At 63.6% G+C, this 22,170-nt stretch carries 22 protein-coding genes; 8 read left to right on the top strand and 14 right to left on the bottom strand.

What is annotated here, in order from left to right; all coding sequences use genetic code 11:
* Positions 1-172: 172 nt before the first annotated feature.
* The 3 genes from Q8R81_RS16955 to ligK all read right to left on the bottom strand — a co-directional run bounded on the left by Q8R81_RS16955 (position 173) and on the right by ligK (position 3,055).
* Entirely contained in the window at positions 173-1,057 is an 885-nt protein-coding gene (locus Q8R81_RS16955; protein ID WP_305619698.1) for an amidohydrolase family protein, read from the bottom strand.
* A 129-nt stretch (positions 1,058-1,186) separates the two neighbouring features.
* The gene (locus tag Q8R81_RS16950; protein ID WP_305619815.1) at positions 1,187-2,221 is read right to left on the bottom strand and encodes a 4-oxalomesaconate tautomerase; all 1,035 of its coding nucleotides are present in this window, start codon (positions 2,219-2,221) and stop codon (positions 1,187-1,189) included.
* Between the two features lie 159 nt (positions 2,222-2,380).
* Positions 2,381-3,055, bottom strand: coding sequence for a 4-carboxy-4-hydroxy-2-oxoadipate aldolase/oxaloacetate decarboxylase (ligK, locus tag Q8R81_RS16945; RefSeq protein ID WP_292622713.1), 675 nt, complete (start codon positions 3,053-3,055; stop codon positions 2,381-2,383).
* A gap of 105 nt (positions 3,056-3,160) precedes the next feature.
* On the opposite strand from ligK, the gene Q8R81_RS16940 reads away from it, so the two are divergent.
* From Q8R81_RS16940 to Q8R81_RS16915, 6 genes are all read left to right on the top strand, one after another.
* Complete coding sequence (locus Q8R81_RS16940; protein ID WP_305619697.1) at positions 3,161-4,312, top strand: LysR family transcriptional regulator; 1,152 nt, start codon at positions 3,161-3,163, stop codon at positions 4,310-4,312.
* A gap of 62 nt (positions 4,313-4,374) precedes the next feature.
* Complete coding sequence (locus tag Q8R81_RS16935; RefSeq protein WP_305619696.1) at positions 4,375-5,196, top strand: NAD(P)-dependent oxidoreductase; 822 nt, start codon at positions 4,375-4,377, stop codon at positions 5,194-5,196.
* On the top strand, positions 5,193-6,218 hold the full coding sequence (locus tag Q8R81_RS16930; RefSeq protein ID WP_305619695.1) for an amidohydrolase family protein: 1,026 nt from the start codon (positions 5,193-5,195) through the stop codon (positions 6,216-6,218). The genes Q8R81_RS16935 and Q8R81_RS16930 overlap by 4 nt, the downstream gene beginning before the upstream one ends.
* Positions 6,215-6,628: a protocatechuate 4,5-dioxygenase subunit alpha gene (gene ligA, locus Q8R81_RS16925; protein ID WP_305619694.1), complete on the top strand. Its 414-nt coding sequence runs from the start codon at positions 6,215-6,217 to the stop codon at positions 6,626-6,628. The genes Q8R81_RS16930 and ligA overlap by 4 nt, the downstream gene beginning before the upstream one ends.
* 1 nt (position 6,629) lies before the next feature.
* Complete coding sequence (locus Q8R81_RS16920; RefSeq protein WP_305619693.1) at positions 6,630-7,472, top strand: class III extradiol dioxygenase subunit beta; 843 nt, start codon at positions 6,630-6,632, stop codon at positions 7,470-7,472.
* Positions 7,473-7,543: 71 nt separating this feature from the next.
* On the top strand, positions 7,544-8,488 hold the full coding sequence (locus Q8R81_RS16915; protein ID WP_305619692.1) for a Gfo/Idh/MocA family oxidoreductase: 945 nt from the start codon (positions 7,544-7,546) through the stop codon (positions 8,486-8,488).
* A gap of 159 nt (positions 8,489-8,647) precedes the next feature.
* Here Q8R81_RS16915 and Q8R81_RS16910 read toward each other — a convergent pair whose 3' ends face one another.
* Together Q8R81_RS16910 and Q8R81_RS16905 are read right to left on the bottom strand one after the other, a co-directional pair.
* Entirely contained in the window at positions 8,648-9,415 is a 768-nt protein-coding gene (locus tag Q8R81_RS16910; RefSeq protein WP_305619691.1) for a glycine zipper 2TM domain-containing protein, read from the bottom strand.
* Positions 9,416-9,551: 136 nt separating this feature from the next.
* Positions 9,552-10,034, bottom strand: a complete 483-nt coding sequence (locus tag Q8R81_RS16905) for a GAF domain-containing protein (RefSeq protein WP_305619690.1) — start codon at positions 10,032-10,034, stop codon at positions 9,552-9,554.
* An 87-nt stretch (positions 10,035-10,121) separates the two neighbouring features.
* Here Q8R81_RS16905 and Q8R81_RS16900 point away from each other — a divergent pair, with 87 nt between their 5' ends.
* Positions 10,122-11,582, top strand: a complete 1,461-nt coding sequence (locus Q8R81_RS16900) for a sorbosone dehydrogenase family protein (RefSeq protein ID WP_305619689.1) — start codon at positions 10,122-10,124, stop codon at positions 11,580-11,582.
* Positions 11,583-11,600: 18 nt separating this feature from the next.
* Here the strand turns inward: Q8R81_RS16900 and Q8R81_RS16895 are convergent, their stop codons facing one another.
* A complete protein-coding gene (locus Q8R81_RS16895; protein WP_305619688.1) occupies positions 11,601-12,416 on the bottom strand; it encodes a DUF815 domain-containing protein in 816 nt (271 codons plus the stop codon).
* Entirely contained in the window at positions 12,413-14,131 is a 1,719-nt protein-coding gene (locus Q8R81_RS16890) for an acyl-CoA dehydrogenase (RefSeq protein ID WP_305619687.1), read from the bottom strand. Before Q8R81_RS16890 ends, Q8R81_RS16895 begins: the two co-directional genes overlap by 4 nt.
* 62 nt (positions 14,132-14,193) lie before the next feature.
* On the opposite strand from Q8R81_RS16890, the gene Q8R81_RS16885 reads away from it, so the two are divergent.
* Positions 14,194-15,141, top strand: coding sequence for an L-threonylcarbamoyladenylate synthase (locus Q8R81_RS16885; protein WP_305619686.1), 948 nt, complete (start codon positions 14,194-14,196; stop codon positions 15,139-15,141).
* Positions 15,142-15,145: 4 nt separating this feature from the next.
* Here the strand turns inward: Q8R81_RS16885 and Q8R81_RS16880 are convergent, their stop codons facing one another.
* The 7 genes from Q8R81_RS16880 to rho all read right to left on the bottom strand — a co-directional run bounded on the left by Q8R81_RS16880 (position 15,146) and on the right by rho (position 22,012).
* Entirely contained in the window at positions 15,146-15,490 is a 345-nt protein-coding gene (locus Q8R81_RS16880; RefSeq protein ID WP_305619685.1) for a hypothetical protein, read from the bottom strand.
* 148 nt (positions 15,491-15,638) lie between these two features.
* Complete coding sequence (locus tag Q8R81_RS16875) at positions 15,639-16,496, bottom strand: head GIN domain-containing protein (protein ID WP_305619684.1); 858 nt, start codon at positions 16,494-16,496, stop codon at positions 15,639-15,641.
* 76 nt (positions 16,497-16,572) lie between these two features.
* Positions 16,573-17,097: a CarD family transcriptional regulator gene (locus Q8R81_RS16870; protein ID WP_292629591.1), complete on the bottom strand. Its 525-nt coding sequence runs from the start codon at positions 17,095-17,097 to the stop codon at positions 16,573-16,575.
* A 352-nt stretch (positions 17,098-17,449) separates the two neighbouring features.
* Positions 17,450-17,788 (bottom strand): ferredoxin FdxA, encoded by a 339-nt coding sequence (fdxA, locus tag Q8R81_RS16865; RefSeq protein ID WP_305619683.1) that lies wholly within the window; start codon positions 17,786-17,788, stop codon positions 17,450-17,452.
* A gap of 15 nt (positions 17,789-17,803) precedes the next feature.
* Positions 17,804-18,106, bottom strand: a complete 303-nt coding sequence (locus Q8R81_RS16860) for an RNA-binding S4 domain-containing protein (RefSeq protein WP_305619682.1) — start codon at positions 18,104-18,106, stop codon at positions 17,804-17,806.
* 17 nt (positions 18,107-18,123) lie between these two features.
* A complete protein-coding gene (locus tag Q8R81_RS16855) occupies positions 18,124-20,667 on the bottom strand; it encodes a helicase-related protein (RefSeq protein ID WP_305619681.1) in 2,544 nt (847 codons plus the stop codon).
* Positions 20,668-20,755: 88 nt separating this feature from the next.
* On the bottom strand, positions 20,756-22,012 hold the full coding sequence (rho, locus tag Q8R81_RS16850) for a transcription termination factor Rho (RefSeq protein ID WP_305619680.1): 1,257 nt from the start codon (positions 22,010-22,012) through the stop codon (positions 20,756-20,758).
* Positions 22,013-22,170 lie beyond the last annotated feature (158 nt).

The following is a 22,170-nucleotide window of genomic DNA, read 5'->3' as shown; positions in this document are numbered from 1 at the left end:
TGTATTGCGATGGCGGCGTGGGCTGGCCGGATCAGGGCGCGGAAAAGCGCGGCGTTGTGTGGTTAACGCGCTGCGGCACCTCTGTGTAGGTGGGGGTCTCGGTGTTCCGCCGGAATGTTCGCGTAAACGGCCTGAGGCCCCCGCCTTCGCGGGGGCGCACCTTCGCAGCCGATCAGTCTGCCCAATAGAGGCGCATCGGGTTGTCGATCAGCAGCTTGCGTTGCAGATCTTCGGTTGGCGCGATGCGGGGAATCATATCGACGAGGTGGCCGTCATCCGGGATTTCAGTGTCCATGTTGGGGTGCGGCCAATCGGTGCCCCACAGCACGCGGTCCTGATAATCGGCGACGAGCGGCGCTACCGCATCGGCAAAGGCATTCCACGGATCGCCTGCGCCGCCTTCCTTGATCGCGTCCAAGCGGTCGGGGCAAGTGGCCTTGAACCAGATGTCGTCGCGGCTGTTCAGGAAAGCGCGGAAGGCCCTCATGTCGGCACCGTCCGGTCCCTGGCGCACATCGGGGCGGCCCATGTGGTCGATCACCAGCGGGACGGGGATGGCGTCCATGAAGGGGCGCAGTTCTTCAAGGATGTCGGCCTCGAAATAGATCACCACGTGCCACCCTTTTGGCAGGCGCTGGGCAACTTCGAGGAATTTGTCCTTGGGCGCATTGTCGACCAGCCGCTTGAGGAAATTGAAGCGGATGCCGCGGATACCGCCATCGTGCAGCGCGTGGAGTTCGGCTTCAGAGATCGCCGGATCGACGACGGCGACGCCGCGCGCCTTGCCGTTCGATTTGGCGATGGCGTCCAGCGTGGCGGCGTTGTCAGTGCCGTGGCAGCTAGCCTGTACGATCACGTTCTTGTCGAAACCGAGATGATCGCGCAGCGCGAAGAGCATGTCCGGGCCAGCGTCTTGCGGCAGGTACTTGGCCTTGGCGCTGAACGGGAACTGCGCCATCGGGCCGAAGACGTGGCAATGCGCGTCCACTGCGCCCGGCGGAGGGGTGTAGCGCGGCTTGCTGGGGTTGGCGTGCCAGCTGATGATGCGGTCGCTCATTCTTTTGCCTTCCTGATCATCGTCATCCCCGCGCAGGCGGGGATCCAGTGGTTCATGCGCTGCGCTTTGCCGCTTCTGGATTCCCGCCTGCGCGGGAATGACGAAGGTGGGGGCTGGCGCTGCAAGTTTTTAACCAAACACTACCCCGTCCATCAGCTTTCGCGCGGTGCGCAGCAGGGCTGCGGTGCGGACGTCGCCCGCGTCGTCCACTTCCAGCACGCAGCTCATTTCGCCGGTGGGGTGTTCGACCGAGAGCAGCTTGCGCGGGCCTTCGGGGATCTGTGCCACGTCTGCGGCAGGCGAGCCGGGGATGAGGCAGGCGGTGGCCACGCTGACCGCGCCCAGCACGCCGATGGTGGCATGCGCCCGGTGGGGGATGAAGCTGCGCACTGTCACCGCGCCGCCATGCTTTGGCGGGGCGACGAGCATCATCTTGGGGACGGACTTTTCCTTCACGTCGCCAAGGTTCATGCGTTCGCCGACGGCGAGGCGGATGGCTTCGATCTTCGCTTTCAGGTCGGTCGCATTGTCGAGCCAGTCGCGGTCTTCATAGCCGGTGATGCCAAGGTCTTGCGCTTTCATCACCACGCAGGGCATGCCGTTGTCGATCAGCGTGACGGCAACGCCGTTGACCACATCGACCGCGTTGCCGGTGGGCAAGAGGGCGCCGCATGAAGACCCGGCAGTGTCGCGGAATTCAAGCGGAACCGGCGCGTGGGAGCCGGGGACGCCATCGATCTTGGCCTCGCCCGTGTAAGTGACCATTCCGCCCGGCGTGTTGATCGTGGCAACGGCGACCTGCCCGGTGTTTTCCATGTAGATCGCAACGCGGGTTTCGTCGCCGGTTGCCGAAACAAGACCGCGCTCGATGGCGAAGGGGCCGACGCCTGCAAGGATATTGCCGCAGTTCTGCGCGTCGGTGACGATGGCCTGATCGACGAAGACCTGCAGGAACAGGTAGTCCACGTCGATGCCTTCACGGGTCGATTTGCTGACGACCGCGACTTTGCTGGTCAGAGGATCGGCGCCGCCCATGCCATCGATCTGCACGGGATCGGGGCTGCCCATCATGGCAAGGAGGAAGGCGTCGCGGCTGGCTGTGTCGGCAGGCAGATCGTCCTTGAGGAAGTATCCGCCCTTGGACGTCCCGCCGCGCATCCACATGCAGGGGGCTGACGTCACGCAATCCTCCCCGGCACGGGGAGGGGGACCGCGCGAAGCGTGGTGGAGGGGGCTATCGCATCAGCGCCACGGCGAGAGGCGGCGGGCAATGGATAGCCCCCTCCACCGCTACGCGGTCCCCCTCCCCGGATCGGGGAGGATTTACACATACTTCAAACCTTCCTTCTCAAGCCGTTCGCGCATCTTGTACATGTCGAGGCCGAGGACGCCGGCGGCCAGCTTCTCGCGCTTTTCGCCTTCGTTGGCTTCGCGGGCCTGTGCGGCGGCGAGCACTTCGGCGGCCTTTTCGCGGGGGACGACGCAGACGCCGTCATCATCCGCCACGATCACATCGCCGGGGTTCACCAGCGCGTTGGCGCAGACGACGGGGACGTTGACGCTGCCGAGCGTGTTCTTGACCGTGCCCTGCGCGTAGATCGCCTTGGACCAGACGGGGAAGTTCATTTCGGTCAGATCGCGCACATCGCGGACGCCAGCGTCGATCACCAGACCGCGGCAACCGCGCGCCTGCGCGCTGGTGGCAAGGAGATCGCCGAAGTAGCCGTCTTCGCACGGGGAAGTGGGGGCGAGCAGCAGGATGTCTCCGGCCTGAAGCTGTTCGATAGCCACGTGCACCATCCAGTTATCGCCCGGCGCGGCGCTGATCGTGAGGGCGGACCCGGCGATGCGCGCGCCGCGATAGATCGGGCGCATGTAGCTGGCGAGCAGGCCGGTGCGGCCTTGCGCCTCGTGGACGGTGGCAACGCCGCAAGCGGCAAGGCCATCGATCACGGCTGGATCGGCACGCTCGATGTTCTGGACGACGATACCCGACATTTCCGGCTCCCAATGAAACTCTTCGCGCGTTCCATGCGACTGCGGGGCGATGTGAACCAATGCATTGTTTGCTCCAGCCTATAAGGAAATGCTAAGCGAGTGGGCATGGCTTTGCACGCAATCAACATCCGGCACATCGCTGCCTTCGCCGCCACGGTGCGACATGGCAGCGTGACGCGGGCGGCGCGGGCGGTGAACCTGACGCAGCCTGCCTTGACGCAAGCCATTGCGCGGCTGGAGGCTGATCTGGGATGCGCGCTGTTCGAGCGCGGGCCTGCGGGGATGACGCCGACGGAGCCTGCGTTGCTGCTGGCCCCGCGTGCCGAGGCGGCGATTGCGCATGTCGGCTCTCCGCGCGTGACGGGGACGCAAGTGCGGGCGTTTCTCGCGCTGGCGCGGGCAGGCAGCTATGCCGTGGCAGCAGACGCGACCGGGCTGTCGTCCGCCTCCCTGCATCGCGCGGTGGCGGACCTTTCGGTGGCGTTGGGACAACGTTTGGTGGACCGGCGCGGGCGGTCGGTGATGCTGACGCCTGCGGGGGAACGGCGCGCGCGCGGGTTTGGTCTGGCGATGGCGGAACTGCGCTCCGGCCTTGCCGAAGTGGCGGCGTGGCAGGGGAAGGCGGCGGGACGGATCGTGGTGGGGGCTATGCCGCTCAGCCGTGCGCGGTGGTTGCCCGAGACGATTTTGCGGTTTGCCGTGCGCCATCCGGGGGTGGATGTGGCGGTGGTCGAAGGAAGCCATGCAGAGCTTTCCGGGCCTTTGCGCGATGGCGAAGTTGACCTGATGCTGGGGGCGCTGCGCGACGGGGTCTTGCTTGATGATCTGCGGCAGGAAGCGGTGTTCGAGGACCAGCCCGCGCTGGTAATGCGGGCGGGCCATCCGCTGTTGTCGTCGCCCGTCGATGGTGCAGCGTTGGCGCAGTTTCCGTGGATTCTCCCAGCCAGTGACACGCCGCTGCGGCACTATTGGGAAGGCATGATGCGCTCTGCTGGGGCTGAGCCGCCGCATGTGGGGATCGAGTGCGGATCGGTGCTGACTGTGCGGCAATTGCTGTTGGGGTCTGATGCGCTGACGCTGCTTTCTCCGGCGCAACTGGCGGTGGAATTGCAGGCGGGCGTGCTGGCCACATTGCCACCGCCAGTGCCGGTGCTACGCACCATTGGCATTACCACCCGCGCAGGTTGGCGGCCAACCGCGCCGCAGAGTGCTTTTGTGACGCTGTTGCGTGAAGTGGCGGCAGAAGGCTTTGCATAAATTTATACCGCCTGCGATGTTTGCATTTGTCCCTTTGCGCGCACCCGCGCAGGACCGGCGGCATGGAGAGCACAATTGCCCTGATCGGCTTCGGTGAGGCCGGGTCCACTTTTGCCAAGGCGGCAGGCTGGGAGTCTGCGGCGCTGGCCTTTGACATCAACCCGGCGCGGCGCGCGGTGATGGAAGAGGCGGGCGTGGTGGCCTGCGCTACGGCAGAATGCGCGCTGTCAGACGCGGACGTGGTGTTCTCGCTGGTCACTGCGGATTCGGCGCTGCCTGCCGCGCAGGATTATGCCGCGTTGCTGAAGCCGGGCGCAATCTGGTGTGACATGAATTCGGTAGCGCCCGATACCAAGCGTGCAGCTGCCAAGGCGATTGAGGCTGAAGGCGGACGTTATGTCGACGTGGCGGTGCTGGCCCCGGTGAACCCGGCGCGGATGAACGTGCCGCTGCTGATTTCGGGCGCGCACGCGGTTGAGGCTGAAGCGCTGCTCCAAGCTGCTGGTTTTGCCAAGACCCGCGTCGTGGGTGATGAAATCGGCCGCGCCAGCGCGATCAAGATGATCCGATCGGTCATGGTCAAGGGCATCGAAGCGCTGACCGCCGAGATGATGCTGGCCGCGACCAAGGCCGGCGTGGTTGACGAGGTGCTGTCCTCGCTCGACGCCAGCGAGAAGACACAGAGCTGGTTCGAGCGCGCCGAATACAATGTCGAGCGTATGACGACACACGGGCTGCGTCGCGCGGCCGAGATGGAAGAGTCTGCCAAGACGCTGGAAGCGCTGGGCGTGGAGCCTCTGATGACAAACGCTACAGTTCGCCGCCAGCGCGAGCAGGCCGGAAAAACCATACAATTCACCCCAGAGAGGACCGAAGTCGCATGACCATGATCATCGACTGCCACGGCCACTACACCGTGCTGCCAAAAGCGCACGACGAGTGGCGCGAGAAGCAGAAGGCCGCATTCAAGGCCGGGACCGAGTGCCCCGCCTATCCAGACATCTCGGACGACGACATCCGCGAAACAATTGAATCGAACCAGCTGCGCCTGCTGAAAGAGCGCGGCGCGGACATGACGATCTTTTCGCCGCGCGCCAGCGCGATGGCCCCGCACGTGGGGGATCAATCAGTGGCGGTGAAGTGGGCGCAAGTCTGCAACGATCTGATCGCGCGCGTCGTCGGGCTTTACCCTGACATTTTTGCAGGCGTGTGCATGCTGCCGCAGTCGCCCGAAGCGGACATGACCAGCTCGATTGCCGAGCTGGAGCGCTGCGTGAACGACCTCGGCTTTATCGGCTGCAATCTCAATCCCGATCCGGGCGGCGGGCACTTCACCCATCCGCCGCTGACCGACGCATACTGGTTCCCGTTCTACGAGAAGATGTGCGAGCTGGACGTTCCGGCGATGATCCACGTTTCGGGATCGTGCAACCCGGCGATGCATGCCACGGGCGGGTATTATATCGCGGCAGACACCATCGCTTTCATGCAATTGCTCGAAGGCGATCTGTTCAGCAGGTTCCCGACGCTGCGTTTCATCATTCCGCATGGTGGCGGCGCGGTGCCGTATCACTGGGGGCGCTATCGCGGTCTGGCAGATATGCTGAAGAAGCCCGATCTTTCCGGCCATCTGATGAACAACGTCTATTTCGATACCTGCGTCTATCACCAGCCCGGCGTCGATCTTCTGGCGGATGTGATCGAGAACAAGAACATCCTGTTCGGCAGCGAAATGGTCGGCGCGGTGCGCGGGATCGATCCCACCACCGGCTTTTATTTCGACGACACCAAGCGCTATGTCGATGCGCTCGACATCAGCGATGCTGAACGCCACGCGATCTTCGAGGGCAACGCACGCCGCGTGTTCCCGCGCCTCGATGCCAAGCTGAAGGAGAGGGGCCTGTGACTGAAGCCCGCCAGAACATCCACGAATACCTTGCCGAGCTGGACGACATCCCCGGCACGCGCATCTACACCGCTGCCCGCGCGCGCAAGGGCTACTGGATCAACCAGTTCGCCATGAGCCTGATGAAGGCCGACAATCGCGCCCGTTTCAAGGCTGACGAGCGCGCCTATCTGGATGAGTGGAGCATCTCGGAGGAGGCCAAGGTTGCCTTGATGGCGCGCGATTACAACACACTGCTTGATCTGGGCGGCAACGTCTATTTCCTGTCGAAGCTGTTCTCGTCCGACGGCATTCCGTTTGCCGAAGCGGTCAGCACGATGACCGACATGACCTGGCCTGAATACCGCCAGATGATGCTCGATGGTGGCCGCGCGCCTCAGGGCAACCGCTCCATTAAGGGAGGCTACTGAGATGGCCAAGATTACCGCTGGCGTTGGCTCCAGCCACGTTCCGCTGCTGGGTGTTGCTGTCGATCAGGGCAAAAGCCGCGACGATTACTTTGGCCCGATCTTCGCAGGCTATGACTGGACCCGCGAATGGGAGAAAGCCGAAAAGCCTGACGTCGTCATTCTCGTCTATAATGACCACGCATCGGCGTTTGACGCGAACATCATCCCGACCTTCGCTATCGGCTGCGGCGAGCATTACAAGTCTGCCGACGAAGGCTGGGGCCCGCGCCCTGTGCCCGACGTGGAAGGCCACGCAGATCTTGCATGGCACATCGCGCAGAGCCTGATCCTCGACGATTTCGACATGACCATCATCAACGAGATGGACGTGGACCACGGTCTCACTGTGCCGCTGTCGATGATGTTCGGCCAGCCTGAAAAGTGGCCCTGCAAGGTCGTGCCGCTGGCGGTGAACGTGGTCACCTACCCTGTCCCCTCCGGCAACCGCTGCTGGGCGCTGGGCGAGGCGATTGCCCGCGCGGTGGAAAGCTTCCCCGAAGACCTCAACGTGCAGATCTGGGGCACCGGCGGCATGAGCCACCAGCTTCAGGGACCGCGCGCCGGTCTGCTGAACCGCGAATGGGACAACAAGTTCCTTGATCTGCTGGAGTCCGAAGGCGACGCCGCGCGCCACATCCCGCACATCGAATATCTGCGCGAGACCGGCTCTGAAGGCATCGAGATGGTCATGTGGCTGATCATGCGCGGCGCGCTGGGCAAGAAGGTGAAGACCTTGAACCGCCACTACCACATTCCGTGCAGCAACACCGCGATCGGGCACATTGTGCTCGAACCGGTAGACTGAGTTTCAACCCCATCCACCCTTGCCGGGCGGCTCACCAGCCGCCCGGTCCTTTTTCCAGAAAGGGACAAGACATGCGTATCGCACTGGCAGGCGCCGGAGCCTTCGGCGAAAAGCACCTCGATGGCCTAAAGAACATCGATGGCGTGGAAATCACCTCGATCATCAGCCGCCGCGCCGATCAGGCGGCTGCCGTGGCCGAAAAGTATGGCGCGAAGCACTCCTCCACCGAACTCGAAGACGCGTTGGCGCGTGACGATGTGGACGCGGTGATCCTGTGCACCCCCACGCAGATGCATGCGCAGCAGGCGATCGCCTGCATGAAAGCGGGCAAGCATGTGCAGGTGGAAATCCCGCTGGCCGATAGCTGGGCGGATTCGCTGGAAGTGCAGCGCGTGGCGGAAGAGACCGGCAAGGTCTGCATGGTCGGCCACACCCGCCGCTTCAATCCTTCGCACCAATATGTTCATAACAAGATCACTGCGGGAGAATTTAACATCCAGCAGATGGATGTCCAGACCTACTTCTTCCGCCGCAAGAACATGAACGCCAAGGGTGAAGCCCGGTCATGGACCGATCACCTGCTGTGGCACCACGCCGCGCACACGGTGGACCTGTTCGCCTATCAGGCGGGCAAGATCGTCAAGGCCAATGCGGTTGAAGGTCCGATCCACCCCGAACTCGGCATTGCGATGGATATGTCGATCCAGCTGAAGAGCGAGAGCGGCGCGATCTGCACGCTGTCGCTGTCGTTCAACAACGATGGGCCGCTGGGCACGTTCTTCCGCTATATCGGCGATACCGCAACCTATATCGCGCGTTACGACGATCTGGTGAACGGCAAGGAAGAGCCGATCGACGTTTCGAAGGTTGATGTCAGCATGAACGGCATCGAACTGCAGGACCGCGAATTCATCGCCGCGATCCGCGAAGGGCGTGAGCCGAACAGCTCGGTCGCCAAGGTGCTCGATTGCTACCGGGTGCTGGGTGAGCTGGAAAAGCAGCTGGCCGCAGGCTGATTTCAGGAAGGCCCGCTGGAAACGGCGGGCCTTTTCGTTGGGAGGGTGAAGAAGCCCACCCCCGACCCCTCCCGCCTGCGGGAGGGGTGAAAAAACTGAAACGGCCCGCCTTCCGTTTGGAGAGCGGGCCGCTTTTGCTTTGGTCCAAGGCGGGGCGGATCAGCCGGTGTAGACGCGCTTTTCCTTTACGCGCTTTTCGCGGATCACTTTTGGACGCTTGTGGATCACGCGGTGGCGCGCAGGGGCGCTGACCCACTTTTCGGTGACGACCGTGGTTTCAACGCAAGGCTGCTGGGGACCGGCCACGACCGGAACCCACATGTAACCATAAGGCGCTGCCGGGTAGCCGGGATAGGCCCCGGGATAAGCACCCGGATAACCATTGTTGGCGGCGCCCTGTGGCGGGAGCGAGGCGAAGTAATCGTCGCATTCGCGGCGCAGGTTCTTGTCTTCACCCTTGTCGATCATGTTGCCCGCGATTGCGCCAACGACACCACCAACAACGGTGCCCAGCACGCGATTGCCTCGTCCAGCGATGCGATTGCCGGCCACGCCGCCCACAACACCACCCAATGCGGTGCCGCCGACATGGCGATCGCCATAGACCTTGGCGCAGCGATCATTCATTTCGGCCCAGCGCGGATCGGGAGCGGGATAGCCTTGCTGCGCAACTGGCGGATAGCCCTGCCAGTTTTGCGGATAGGCCTGCTGCGGATAGGCATGTTGCGGCATGGGGCCGTTTACCGGCTGCGCCATCACCACGGTGGGGTAAGGCGGGCCAGCCATCGGCGGGTAATAGACGGGACCGCCAACCGGGCCGGAACCGTACGAAACGCCCGCACCATTGGGCTGGCGATGTTCACCGGCAAGGGCAGGTGCGGCGGCAGCGCTGAGCGCGAGCGCGGCGATGGTGAGACGGGCAAGCATGCGGGTTCCCCCCTATTGGGAATGGCGTTAACCGCAAACTTACCATCATGGCCCGCAGGAAACCAAGGGTTCCGCGCAGGCAGAGTCCCGCCTGTCCCGAATCGGGCCAGTTCCCGCTCAAATTGCTTCAAACGTATTAGATTCGGGACGCGATTGCCGCCGCCAGTGCCTCGACCCCATGCGCATCTTCGGCATCGAAACATGCCGGGGAGGGGCTGTCGAGATCGATCACCGCAATCACTGCGCCATTGCGAATCACCGGCACGACAAGTTCAGACCGGCTTGCAGCGTCGCAGGCGATGTGACCGGGGAAGGCGTGGACATCGGGAACGAGCTGGGTCGCTCCGGTGGAGGCCGCCGTTCCGCACACGCCTCTGCCCAGCGGAATGCGGATGCAGGCGGGTTTGCCGATGAAAGGGCCGAGCACCAGTTCGCCATCGATCATCCGATAGAACCCTGCCCAGTTCAGATCGGGCAGAAACTGCCACAGCAAGGCGGCGAGATTGGCCATGTTGGCAACGGCATCAGGCTCATCCTGGATAAGCGCACGCGCCGCTTCGAGCAGGTCTGTGTGAAGTTCGGCCTTCGATTGGCCTTCGGTGGGGGCGAATGTAAACATGCTGGTGGTTTAGCGCAGCGTAAGCGCCTTGTCGCGGGGTGCATACCAAGCATTGCCCTATGGCCTTGCGCGTCCTAGATTTGACCCATGAACTTTATCAAATCTATTCTGACGATGCTGGTCGTCATCATCGCCATCGTCGGGGCATGGGTTGCCTGGTCGATCCGTGGGCCTGCCGCAGAATTTGCGCTGAGCGAAACGACCGGCCCAAGGCCCAAGCTGGCCGAGCCGGACGAACAGACCGTCCCTTCGATCAAGACCGCCGATCCGGTGGGCTGGAAGGACGGCGAAATGCCGGTTGCGGCAAAGGGCCTGACGGTGACGCGCTTTGCCGACAAGCTTGATCATCCCCGCACCATGTTCACCATGCCCAACGGCGACGTGCTGGTGGCCGAAACCAATTCCCCGCCGCGCGAGGCGGGCGGGATCACCGGCATGGTGATGGGCTTCCTGTTCAAGAAGGTGGGTGCAGGTGGACCTTCACCCAACAAGATCGTGCTGCTGCGTGATGCCGACGGCAACGGCACGGCTGAACAGCGCTTTGTGATGGAGAATGCGGCGCTCGCTTCGCCTGCGGGCATGGCGTTCCGCGAAGGGCGGCTGCTGATTGCCAACCACAATGCAGTGCTGTCATTCCCCTACGAATTGGGCCAGACGACGCTTTCCGGCACGCCCGACAAGCTGATGGACCTGCCTGGCGGCGGCAATCACTGGGTGCGCAACCTGCTGGTTTCGCCCGATGGGGCAAAGCTTTACGTAACGGTCGGTTCGGCTTCGAACATTGCCGAGGGCGGGATCGAAGCAGAGGCGGGCCGCGCGGCGATCCACGAATACAACTTCACAACGAAGAAGTCGGTCGAATATGCCGGAGGTCTGCGCAATCCCAACGGTCTGGATTTCAACCCGCATAGCGAGGAACTGTGGACCACCGTCAACGAGCGCGACATGCTCGGCCCCGATCTGGTGCCCGATTACCTGACCAACGTGCCGTTCGGATCGAACTATGGTTGGCCGTGGGTGTACTGGAAGCAGAATCTGGACTGGCGCGTGAAGGCCCCGATGCCGGAGTATATGCTGGATTACGTGCGCAAGCCGGAATACGCGCTGGGATCGCACGTCGCACCGCTGGGACTGGCCTTTGCCAAGGGTGGTAACCTGATGGGCGAGGCGTTCAAAGCGGGCGCATTTGTGGCGCGGCATGGGTCTTGGAACCGCCGTCCGCTGGCGGGCTATGACGTGGTTTTCGTGAAGTTTGATGACCGCGGCAATGCCCTGCCACAGCCGCCGGTGCCAGTGCTGACCGGGTTCCTCAACGACGACGAGGCTGCGCGCGGACGGCCAACGTGGGTGGCCTTTGCCAAGGATGGCGCGCTGCTGGTGAGCGATGATACCGGCGGAGTGATCTGGCGCGTCGTGGCTCCCGGCGCTGCGCCTGCGCCTGCGATTGCAGCGCTGCCCAAGCGGGTTGCTCCGCCACAGGGCAAGGGCACGGGCAGGTTCATCATGAAGCCCAATGCAGATTCGGATCTGATGAAGCCGGAGCAGTAAGCCAGTGAGGACGGGCTGTCAGATGGCCCGTCCAACCCGCCCTGCCAGTTCGTTCACATACTGCCACGCAACGCGGCCCGAGCGGCCGCCACGGCGCTTTGACCATTCGAGCGCGTCGGACTCATCGTAGGTGAGGCCGAAGCTTTCAGCGTAGCCTGCGATGATCGCGAGGTAATCGTCCTGCGTGCAGTTGTGGAAGCCGAGGCTGAGGCCGAAACGGTCGGCCAGCGCGAGGCGATCATCAATCACATCGCGCGGGTTGATCGGGTCGTCCTGTTCGGACAGGTGCCGCTCAACAATCGCGCGTCGGTTGGACGTGACTGCGAGGCGGACGTTGGCAGGCCGGGCTTCGACGCCACCTTCGAGCCATGAGCGCAGCTTGCGCGCGCCATCGGAATCGCCTGCGTCAAAGCCCAGATCGTCGAGGAACACGAGGAAGCGGCGGTCGACCTTGCGCAATGTGCTGAAAAGATCGGCAAGCCCTGCGTCGGGACTGGCCTGAACCAGCGCGATGGAACCGGGGCTGGCCTGCTGGGCGGCAAGGGTGGCGGCGCGGAGCAGGGCGGATTTGCCCATGCCGCGCGCCCCCCAGAGCAGCATGTCGTGCGCGGCCGCCCCGCGTGAGAGGCGCGAGACGTTTTCGACGACGGCGGCCTTCTGCTTGTCGATGCCCTGCATGAGGCCGAGCGCGGGAGCATCGAGCGGGGTGATCCCGCGCGCGGCTTTGCCATCCCAGACATAGGCGGGGAAGGCGTGCCAGTCCGCGCTTTCAAGCTGGGCCGGGGCGAGGCGTTCGAGCGCCTGCGCGATGCGGGTGAGGAGGGCTTCGCTCATCCGGCAAGGGTCTCGCTATCCAGATCGTAGAGCAGGGCGGCACCGGCCATTGCCGACGAGCCGAGGCCGCGCGCTTCGGGGACGACGACGCGGTTGAAGAACTTGGTCACCGCAATCTTGGCGTGGAGGCCGGACGCGCGGGACTGGCGGGCGAGCTGCCATCCGGCGACTGCGACGGCGCACATCGTGGTGAAGGGGGCCGAGCCTGCCAGCTTGTCATCGAGACTGGCGGTGGTGCTCATCCACTGGCCGATGGCAGCGGCGTCCTTGGCCAAGGCGGCGACTTCGGGGACGTCTTCCATCTCGGACGCGATTTCGGCCATCAGCGACTGGAGGACGCCGCCGTTTTCGTAGCCGAGCTTGCGGGTGACGAGGTCGGCGGCCTGAATGCCATTGGTGCCCTCGTAAATCGGAGCGATGCGGGCGTCACGCAGGTGTTGGGCCGCGCCGGTTTCTTCGATGAAGCCCATGCCGCCGTGGACCTGCACGCCCAGACTGGCGACTTCGCAGCCGATGTCAGTGCCCCAGGCCTTGAGCATGGGTACGAGCAGTTCGGCACGCTTCTGCGCGGCGTCATCGCCAAGGCTGCCGCGATCAACTTGCCCGGCGGTGTAGTAGAGCAGGGCGCGGCTGCCCTCGGTCAGCGCACGCATCCGCATCAGCATGCGGCGGACGTCGGGGTGTTCGATGATGGCGACGGGGGTCTTGTCGGGCGATCCGGCGCGGGCGGACTGGACGCGGTCGCGGGCATAGGCGGCGGCCTGTTGCAAGGCGCGTTCGGCGATCTGGACGCCTTGGCTGCCGACATTGATACGCGCCGAGTTCATCATCGTGAACATGGCGCGCAACCCGCCGTTTTCGTGGCCGACCATCTCGCCGATGCATTCACCGTTGTCGCCATAGGACATGACGCAAGTGGGCGAGGCGTGGATGCCGAGCTTGTGCTCGATCGACACGCAGCGAACGTCGTTGCGGGCGCCAAGGGTGCCGTCGTGTTCCACGTGGAACTTGGGCACGATGAACAGCGAAATCCCGCGCGAGCCTTCGGGCGCGCCGGGGGTGCGGGCAAGGACGAGGTGGACCACGTTGGCCGCAGCGTCATGCTCGCCAAAGGTGATGAAGATCTTGGTGCCGTTGATGCGGTACTTGCCGGCGTGGGGACCATCGCTGATCGGCACGGCGGTGGTGCGCAGCGCGCCGACGTCGGACCCGGCCTGCGATTCGGTCAGGTTCATCGTGCCCGACCATTCACCGGAGATCAGACGTGGCAGGTAGAGCGCCTTCTGCTCATCGCTGCCGTGATGTTCGATCGCTTCGATTGCGCCGACGGTGAGCATGGGGAGGAGGGTGAAACCCATGTTGGCCGCGCCCAGCGTCTCCAGCGCGACGGTGGCAAGCGTGAAGGGCAGGCCCTGTCCGCCAAAGTTCGCAGACCCGGCGATGGAGTTCCAGCCTTGCTCGACGAAGGCCTTGTAGGCGTCAACGTAGCCCGGCGGCAGGGTGACGACGCCGTCTGCACACTTTGCGCCAATCTGGTCGCCCGCGCGGTTCAGCGGTGCCCATTCGCCCGCCGCAAACGCGCCGACACCTTCGACCACGGCCTCGACCAGATCGGGCGTAACGTCAGAAAAGCGTTCGTGTTTGGCCAGCTCGTCGATACCGGCGCTGACCCTGATCGCAAGGATCTGGTCGGCAGTGGGCGGGGTGAAGGTCATAGTCCTCTCCTGTATCGCGCAGCGCTTGGCGCAGGGCTGGCGGCCCCCTATAGCGAAGGCTTATGACGCCGACAAAGCCTTCCAAGGTGCACTTGCCCGACAATCGGGGACTTCAGTATGCGGCGCAAGTTATCGCGCAGGGTGGGACCGTGGCCGTGCCGACCGAAACCGTGTATGGCCTTGCCGCACGGGCGGATCAGGACGACGCGGTTGCGGGTATCTATCGCGCCAAGGGGCGTCCGGACTTCAACCCGCTGATCGTGCATGTGCCCGACGTTACGGCAGCGCAGGCCTATGCCGTGTTCGACCACCGGGCGTTGGCGCTGGCAAAGGCGTTCTGGCCCGGCGCGCTCACGATGGTTTTGCCGCGCCGGAGCGACGCGAATCTGGCAGCAGCGGTGAGTGCAGGCCTGCCGACGGTGGCACTGCGGTGCCCCGCCCATCCGGTGATGCAGGCCCTGCTGAAAACCTGTGGATTACCACTGGCCGCACCATCGGCGAATCGCAGTGGCGGCGTGAGTCCGACAAGTGCGGCGCATGTTGCGGCTTCACTGGGTGACCGGGTGGACGTGATTCTTGACGGCGGCGAGACCCAGCGCGGGATTGAATCGACCATCGTCGGGCTGCGCGAAGACGGCACTTGGGCCTTGCTGCGGCCGGGACCGATTGCCGAAGCCGAAATTGCGGCGGTGCTGGGCGCGGGGAGCACGGCAGTCCATTCGAAGCAGATCGAAGCACCGGGGCAGCTCGCCAGCCACTACGCGCCGGGCAAACCGGTGCGGCTGAATGCTGAGGCAGCGCGGGCAGGGGAGTTCCTCATCGGATTCGGAGCCGTTAGCGGACAAGTCTCGCTGTCTGCGTCAGGCGATCTGGCCGAAGCGGCGGCGCGGCTTTATGCCTGCCTGCATCTTGGGGCCGACGCGCCCGAGACGCTGATTGCGGTGGCCCCGGTGCCCGATGAGGGCATTGGGGCCGCGATCAACGACAGGCTGCGGCGGGCAGCAGCCTGAGGCGTTACTCCGGTTGGTAAGGGACGGACGCGCGCAGTGCGTTCATCTCGCCATAGATGCGGCGGGCATCGTCGCAGGCGTCATCCTCGCCATCGCGGCAATCGGCACGGGCGCGGTCATAATCCCGCGCGAGGCGGCCGTAGCGCTCTTCGCGTTGGCGAATCTGGCGGCCGAGCTTCTGGTCACGTTCTGACTGGCTGACGGTGACGCGATCATAGACCCCGGCGGTGGTGTTGACCGCCTGCGCCCCGGCGCGGACCGGCATGGTGACCAGATCGAAGGCAGACTTTGCCACACAGCCGGGCAACATGAGTGCGGCGGCTGGGAGCAGAATGGCAGCGAGACGCATGGGATTCTCCATCAAGCCTGAAAGTCCCATTGTGCAAGAGACTTGGCAAGCGGGAGATGCGCCGGTTCGGGGGAAAGGAGCAGGGGCAGGAGGATAAACATGCCCTCCCCCGACCCCTCCCGCCTGCGGGAGGGGAGTAAGGGCGGCGTTATTGCCCAGCTGCGGCTTCGGTGTCGTCGCTTTGCGGGGTTACGCCGTTTTCGCAGACGAGCTTGCCCGAACCCATTGCGCTGACCTTGCATGTAGCGCGGCCGAAAATGCGGACTTCGCCCGATCCCATGATGTTTGCACTGACCTGGCCGTTGGACGCGAAGCGCGCATTGCCCGAGCCTGCGACATCGACTTTGGCGGTATCGACGTTCAACCCGTCCATTTCGGCATCGCCGCTGCCCGCCACGGTCATCTTCATGTCCTTGGCCTTGCCCGCCGCGCGCAACTTGCCCGAACCGACGACGTCAACTTTCAGGCTCTGCGCATCGATGGCGCGGGCATCGACCATGCCGCTTCCGGCAATCACGATCTTCGCTTCGGCACCACCCAACTGGTCGGTGGTCAAGTTGCCCGATCCTGCCAGAACAACATCGCTGAGCATCGGCAGGGTGACGTTGACCGTGGCCGATTTGGTTGACTGGCCAAGCTTCCAACCTTCGCGCGCAATGCCCAGTTGGCCTTCGGACAGGGCAAAACGCAACTTTCCGGCATCATCGCCATCGACGGTAATCGCCAGCTTGTCGCCGCGCGTCACGCGGACATTGTCAGGTCCGAGCAAGGCAATTGCGGTGGGGACGGGGCCGCTCGTATCAAGATCGGCCAGCGGCACGCCCTTTTCGCCGTTGAACGAAATGCCCGACGCGTTGCAACCGCCAAGCGCGGTGGCGAGGCCAAACGCGGCAACGCCAGCGATGGCACGAACGAAGTTTTGCAGCATGATCCGGTCTCTCCCAACTGTATTGCCGGTATAACACGGTGAAGCGGCTTCGGCCACGTCGTTGGTGGATTTCGCCATGACGTTGGTCGGGTTACGAAAAAGGCCCCCGGTTTCCCGGAGGCCTTTTTGCGAACGCCAGTAAAGCGAAAACGGATCAGGCCGTTTCGTAGTACTTGGGCGCGTGTTCGTTGAGGATCTCGAGGATCTTCTTGAGCGCAGCAGGCTCATCCGTCTTTTCCATCGCTGCGAGTTCGCGCGCGAGGCGCGAAGAGGCAGCTTCGAAAATCTGACGTTCGGAATAGGACTGCTCAGGCTGATCGTCGGCGCGGAACAGATCGCGCGTGACTTCGGCGATGGACACCAGATCGCCCGAGTTGATCTTTGCTTCGTATTCCTGAGCGCGGCGCGACCACATGGTGCGCTTTACCTTGGGCTTGCCCTTGAGCGTATCAAGCGCTTCACGCAGCGTCTTGTCCGAAGACAGCTTGCGCATGCCGATGGCTTCGACCTTGTTGACCGGAACGCGCAGCGTCATGCGTTCCTTTTCGAAGCGCAGCACATAGAGCTGCAGCTTCATGCCGGCAATTTCTTCGTCCTGAAGTTCGACCACCCGGCCGACACCATGCTTTGGATAAACGACGTAGTCCCCAACATCGAAGGCGAGAGCCTTGACTGCCATTGGTATTCCTTTCGACGCGGGCAGGGCGGACGAAAAGGATGCAAGCAAGCCTTTGGGGGAAAAGGCCAAATAAGCGAAAAAGCATGGATCGCCACGTGGACGGTCATGCAGGGCTTGCGATCCGATTGCCTGTATTGTCCTGCCGTTTTCGTGGTGAAAAGACGCCGGACGGGCAGAAGCCCACCGGCGCTTGGCCAATGATATAGCAGTTCAGCAACAAAATTACCACCCCTGAACGTGCGGCAGTGCAGCGGAAATCGTTTGCTGCCTCCACAACGGAGACAACAGACGTTTCAGACTGGGCAGGACCGCACGCCGCACACTGGTGGAAGTGCGCGAGAAACGACGAAAATCAGTCGCCTTCGCCAGGTTCAGCCGAGAAGTACTTGTCGAACTTTCCGTCTTCGCCCTTATGCTCATCAGCGTCAGCCGGAGCATCCTTCTTGGCGGTGATGTTCGGCCATTCCGCCGAAAACTTGGTGTTGAGTTCAAGCCACTGTTCAAGGCCGGATTCGGTATCGGGCAGAATCGCTTCGGCCGGGCATTCAGGCTCACACACGCCGCAGTCGATGCATTCGCTGGGATTGATCACCAGCATGTTCTCACCCTCGTAGAAACAATCCACGGGGCAGACCTCGACGCAGTCCATGAATTTGCAGCGGATGCAGGCGTCGGTGACGACATAGGTCATGGCGAAAGTGATCCCTCAGGTGTCTGTTTGAGGCCGTGCTAGAGGCGTTTTACCCGGTGCGTCAAGCGCATCTGCAAGCTGGTGATAACATGCTGCTGCTTCGGCGGCAGGACCACGCCGCAAGGGCAGTGCAAGAACCTCGATTACAGCAACCCGGTTGCGCATTGGCAAGACAAGCACATCGCCTGTTTTCACCCCCACGCTACAGCGTTCAATACGGCGGCCATTGAGGCGCATGTGCCCCGCCATGACCCAATCCTGCGCGAGGCTGCGGCTGCCGGCAAAACGGGTGAACCACAGGAACTTGTCGATCCGCAAGTGCGGCCTCTCCCCTCTTATCTTGCGACCAGTTCGGCCAGCGCCGCAAACGCACCGCTGACGGAGCGGGGTGGAACAGCTTCAGGTGCAGGTGCAGGCCGCGATGGTCGCCAGTCCCACAACGGCGGCTGCGGCGGCCCGTATGCCTTTTCGGGCAGGGGCCGGCCCATGTGGACACGGAAACCACTTGCACGCAGTAAAGCAGCATAGGCGGCGGTGGACAGGTTCATCGAACGGGCGACCGCAGGATCAAGGAATACGCGGCGGGCCTTGGCGGCGGTGCGCGTGGCGTGGGCGGAATGAAGCAGCTTTTCCGCCAGATCGACGCGCAATGCCTCATTGCCAAGGCGGCGGTATCCGGCAGGAGCAATGCGCGTGTGGACCACCGGTTGCATGGCTTCGGGCGGAAGTGGAGCGGGCTTTGCGCAAAGGCGGGCAAGGCGGTGCCATGACTGGATCGCAGCGGGACGAAGCGCAGCCGGCTGAAACAAGTCCATAGAGCCGATACGAACGCCGAGCTTTTTCAGACGGTTGCGCTGTGCAGGGTCGAGCCGGTCAAGGCCGGATTGCTCACGCGGCAGCACTCCGCCAGATTCGACAAGGTGGAGCAGCACTGCGCGCAGTTCCGGGCCGGAGGCAGGATCACGGCTGGCCTGATCGAGTGCGATGAGCGGGGCCAGGGTGCGGGCGTGGTGTGCTTCGAGCCAACATTCGAGCGCGGTGATCACGCGGGCTTTGTCGAGCGCGGAGAGGCGATCCAGCGCAGGATCGGGGCGCAGGCGCGGATCGAGCAGGCGGCGGCCGCGTTCGAGCCGTGCGACGACATGGCCGTCCCAGACGATAGCCGTATCTTCGAATTCAAGACCTTGCGGTTCCGCGGCGGCCTGAACCAGTGCATCGGCGCGGGCGGCGAGCAGGCCGGGAAGGTGGCGTTCGGCGGCGGCGAGGAGGAGCTTGCGGTCTTCGGCGCGGGCGAGGGGATCGACGACGAAGCGGAAGCCTTCGATGTGGCCGATGGGTTCATCGTCGACCAGCAGCGCGCCTTCAGCTGAGAGGCGGACGGGGAGCAGGCCCGCGTCGGCCCCGGCTTTGCGCATCAGCACGGTGGTGCGGCGGTTGACGAAGCGTTCGGTCAGGCGCGCGTGAAGCGCATCGGAAAGGCGCGCCTCAACCGCGCGGGCGCGGGCGGACATCTCTTCCTTGGCCAGCACCCAATCGGGGCGCTGGGCAATGTAGGACCATGAGCGGATCGCGGCGATGCGGGCTTGCAGCGTGTCGATGTCGCCCGCCGGATTGTCGAGTTGGGCGATGGCCTGTGCGACGAAATCTGCGCCGAGATAGCCGTGGCGCAAGTCCTGCCACAGGCGGGCAACGAAGCGACCGTGGGTTTCATAGCCCTGCTGGCGGAAATCGGGGAGGCGGCAGACATTCCAGAAGCGTTGGACCGACGCCTTGCCGCGCACGCTGGAAGCAACTTCGGGGTCTTCGGCCAGAAACTTGAGCACGGCGAGATCTATCGCCTGTGGCGGGGTGACCAGTTGGGGAAGAGGGGGCAGGCTTTCGAGATCGTCGATCAGGGTGGCAATAGCGTCGAACCGGGGATCGGCCTCGCGCCAGAACAGGCGGGTAAGAGGGGCGAAACGGTGCTCCTCGATTGCGTAGACTTCATCGTCGGTAAAGGCGGGGTCATTGCCGCCGGTTCCGGCCAGCGTGCCAAACGTGCCATCGCGCTGGTGGCGGCCGGCGCGGCCAGCGATCTGGGCCATTTCGGCAGTGGTCAGGCGGCGCTGGCGGTGGCCGTCGTACTTTGACAGGCCTGCAAAGGCGACATGGTGGACATCGAGATTGAGACCCATGCCGACCGCGTCGGTGGCGACGAGATAGTCGACCTCGCCCGCTTGATACATCGCCACCTGGGCGTTGCGCGTCTGCGGGCTGAGCGCGCCCATGACCACCGCCGCACCGCCACGGAAGCGGCGGAGCATTTCGGCCATGACATAGACCTGCTCGGCACTGAAGGCGACGATGGCGCTGCGTGGGGGGATGCGTGAGAGTTTCTTGGCGCCGACGTGCGTCAGCGTGGAGAAGCGGGGGCGAGTGACGATCTCGGCTTCGGGGACCAGCGCCTTGACCATCGGTTCGAGCGTGGAGGAACCGAGCAGCATGGTCTCCTCGCGCCCGCGAGTGTGGAGCAGGCGGTCGGTAAACACGTGGCCGCGTTCGGGATCGGCGGAGAGTTGCGCTTCATCCAGCGCCACGAACGCAAGATCGGGGCGGGAAGGCATGGCCTCGACCGTGCAGAGGTGCCAGCGCGCGCCTTTGGGTTCGATGCGCTCTTCGCCGGTGATGAGCGCCACGTTTTCCGCGCCCTTGATCGCGCAGACGCGGTCATAGACCTCGCGGGCAAGCAGGCGCAGCGGGAAGCCGATGGCGCCGGAAGAGTGCGCGCAAAGGCGTTCTATGGCGAGGTGAGTCTTGCCGGTGTTGGTGGGGCCAAGCACGGCCTTGACCACGCCTGTATGGCTCGACTTGCGCGGTTGTGCAGGCGTGCGATTGGCCATGCAGGGCAATGTGGCGGGCAAGCCTTGCAGAAACAAGAAAGGGCGGGGAATTTATCCCCGCCCTCAATAGTCATCTTGTCGCAGAATTTTATTGATTCATGGTCGCGAAGAAATCTTCGTTGGTCTTGGAATCCTTGATCTTGTCGAGCAGGAATTCCATCGCGTCGATCGTGCCCATCTGCATGAGGATACGGCGCAGCACCCACATCTTCGAAAGCTGATCCTTCGGCACGAGCAGTTCTTCCTTGCGGGTGCCGCTCTTGCCCACGTCGAGTGCGGGGAAGATGCGCTTGTCGGCAACCTTGCGGTCCAGCACGATTTCCGAGTTGCCGGTGCCCTTGAACTCTTCAAAGATCACTTCGTCCATGCGGCTGCCGGTATCGATCAGCGCAGTGGCAATGATGGAAAGCGAGCCGCCTTCCTCAATGTTGCGGGCTGCACCGAAGAAGCGCTTGGGGCGCTGCAGGGCGTTGGCATCGACACCGCCGGTCAGCACCTTGCCCGACGAAGGCACGACGGTGTTGTACGCGCGGCCAAGGCGCGTGATCGAATCGAGCAGGATCACGACATCGCGCTTGTGTTCGACCAGGCGCTTGGCCTTTTCGATGACCATTTCGGCCACTTGCACGTGGCGGGTGGCCGGCTCGTCGAAGGTGGAGGAGATGACCTCACCCTTAACGCTGCGCTGCATGTCGGTGACTTCTTCGGGGCGTTCATCGACCAGAAGGACAATCAGGAACACTTCGGGATGATTGTCGGTGATGGCCTTGGCCATGTTCTGCAGCAGCACGGTCTTGCCGGTGCGTGGCGGGGCAACGATCAGGGCGCGCTGGCCCTTGCCCTGCGGGCTGACCAGATCGATCACGCGCGCCGACTTGTCCTTGACCGTGGGGTCAAGCGTATCAAGCTTCAGGCGCTCGTTCGGATAGAGCGGGGTCAGGTTGTCGAAGTTGACGCGGTGGCGGACGGCGTCCGGCTCGTCAAAGTTGACCTTGATCAGGCGGGTGATGGCAAAATAGCGCTCGCCATCCTTGGGCGCGCGGACTTCACCTTCAACGGTATCACCCGTGCGCAGGCCCCATTTGCGGACCTGGTTGGGCGAAACGTAAATGTCGTCAGGCCCGGCAAGGTAGTTCGCTTCGGGGCTGCGCAGGAAGCCGAAGCCATCGGGCAGAACCTCGATCGTGCCGATGCCGAGGATTTCCTCGCCGTCTTCGGCCATTTCCTTGAGGATCGCGAACATCAGATCCTGACGGCGCATCGTGCTTGCGCCTTCGACCTCGAGCTCTTCGGCCATCTGGACCAGCTCGGCAGGGGTTTTTTTCTTGAGTTCTTTCAGGTGCATTTTCGTGTGATTCCAATGGGAATTCTAAAAGGTAGGTCGATGGCCGGAAGCCTCTGAAAGGCTTGGAGAAAGCAAGAGGGCGGCTGCATCAGGCGCAGCGCATCAGTTTCCGGTCCGCTGCGGAATATGCGCGCGGAACGCGTTAGTCAATTGGCGAG

This window comes from Novosphingobium sp. (genome assembly GCF_030696665.1).
GTDB lineage: Bacteria > Pseudomonadota > Alphaproteobacteria > Sphingomonadales > Sphingomonadaceae > Novosphingobium.
Note: the sequence above shows the minus strand (reverse complement) of the source record. Positions and strands in the feature narration are given on the sequence as shown.

Excerpts from the sequence above, each read along its gene's own strand:
- Q8R81_RS16950 (WP_305619815.1), bottom strand. The coding sequence starts at position 2,221 with ATGTGGATGCGCGGCGGGACGTCCAAGGGCGGATACTTCCTCAAGGAC.
- Q8R81_RS16875 (WP_305619684.1), bottom strand. The coding sequence starts at position 16,496 with ATGGCGAAATCCACCAACGACGTGGCCGAAGCCGCTTCACCGTGTTAT.
- ligK (WP_292622713.1), bottom strand. The coding sequence starts at position 3,055 with ATGTCGGGTATCGTCGTCCAGAACATCGAGCGTGCCGATCCAGCCGTG.
- fdxA (WP_305619683.1), bottom strand. The coding sequence starts at position 17,788 with ATGACCTATGTCGTCACCGACGCCTGCATCCGCTGCAAATTCATGGAC.
- rho (WP_305619680.1), bottom strand. The coding sequence starts at position 22,012 with ATGCACCTGAAAGAACTCAAGAAAAAAACCCCTGCCGAGCTGGTCCAG.
- Q8R81_RS16910 (WP_305619691.1), bottom strand. The coding sequence starts at position 9,415 with ATGCTTGCCCGTCTCACCATCGCCGCGCTCGCGCTCAGCGCTGCCGCC.
- Q8R81_RS16915 (WP_305619692.1), top strand. The coding sequence starts at position 7,544 with ATGCGTATCGCACTGGCAGGCGCCGGAGCCTTCGGCGAAAAGCACCTC.
- Q8R81_RS16900 (WP_305619689.1), top strand. The coding sequence starts at position 10,122 with ATGAACTTTATCAAATCTATTCTGACGATGCTGGTCGTCATCATCGCC.
- Q8R81_RS16895 (WP_305619688.1), bottom strand. The coding sequence starts at position 12,416 with ATGAGCGAAGCCCTCCTCACCCGCATCGCGCAGGCGCTCGAACGCCTC.
- Q8R81_RS16940 (WP_305619697.1), top strand. The coding sequence starts at position 3,161 with ATGGCTTTGCACGCAATCAACATCCGGCACATCGCTGCCTTCGCCGCC.
- Q8R81_RS16890 (WP_305619687.1), bottom strand. The coding sequence starts at position 14,131 with ATGACCTTCACCCCGCCCACTGCCGACCAGATCCTTGCGATCAGGGTC.
- Q8R81_RS16880 (WP_305619685.1), bottom strand. The coding sequence starts at position 15,490 with ATGCGTCTCGCTGCCATTCTGCTCCCAGCCGCCGCACTCATGTTGCCC.
- Q8R81_RS16920 (WP_305619693.1), top strand. The coding sequence starts at position 6,630 with ATGGCCAAGATTACCGCTGGCGTTGGCTCCAGCCACGTTCCGCTGCTG.
- Q8R81_RS16885 (WP_305619686.1), top strand. The coding sequence starts at position 14,194 with ATGACGCCGACAAAGCCTTCCAAGGTGCACTTGCCCGACAATCGGGGA.
- Q8R81_RS16955 (WP_305619698.1), bottom strand. The coding sequence starts at position 1,057 with ATGAGCGACCGCATCATCAGCTGGCACGCCAACCCCAGCAAGCCGCGC.
- Q8R81_RS16855 (WP_305619681.1), bottom strand. The coding sequence starts at position 20,667 with ATGGCCAATCGCACGCCTGCACAACCGCGCAAGTCGAGCCATACAGGC.
- Q8R81_RS16870 (WP_292629591.1), bottom strand. The coding sequence starts at position 17,097 with ATGGCAGTCAAGGCTCTCGCCTTCGATGTTGGGGACTACGTCGTTTAT.
- Q8R81_RS16935 (WP_305619696.1), top strand. The coding sequence starts at position 4,375 with ATGGAGAGCACAATTGCCCTGATCGGCTTCGGTGAGGCCGGGTCCACT.
- Q8R81_RS16930 (WP_305619695.1), top strand. The coding sequence starts at position 5,193 with ATGACCATGATCATCGACTGCCACGGCCACTACACCGTGCTGCCAAAA.
- Q8R81_RS16905 (WP_305619690.1), bottom strand. The coding sequence starts at position 10,034 with ATGTTTACATTCGCCCCCACCGAAGGCCAATCGAAGGCCGAACTTCAC.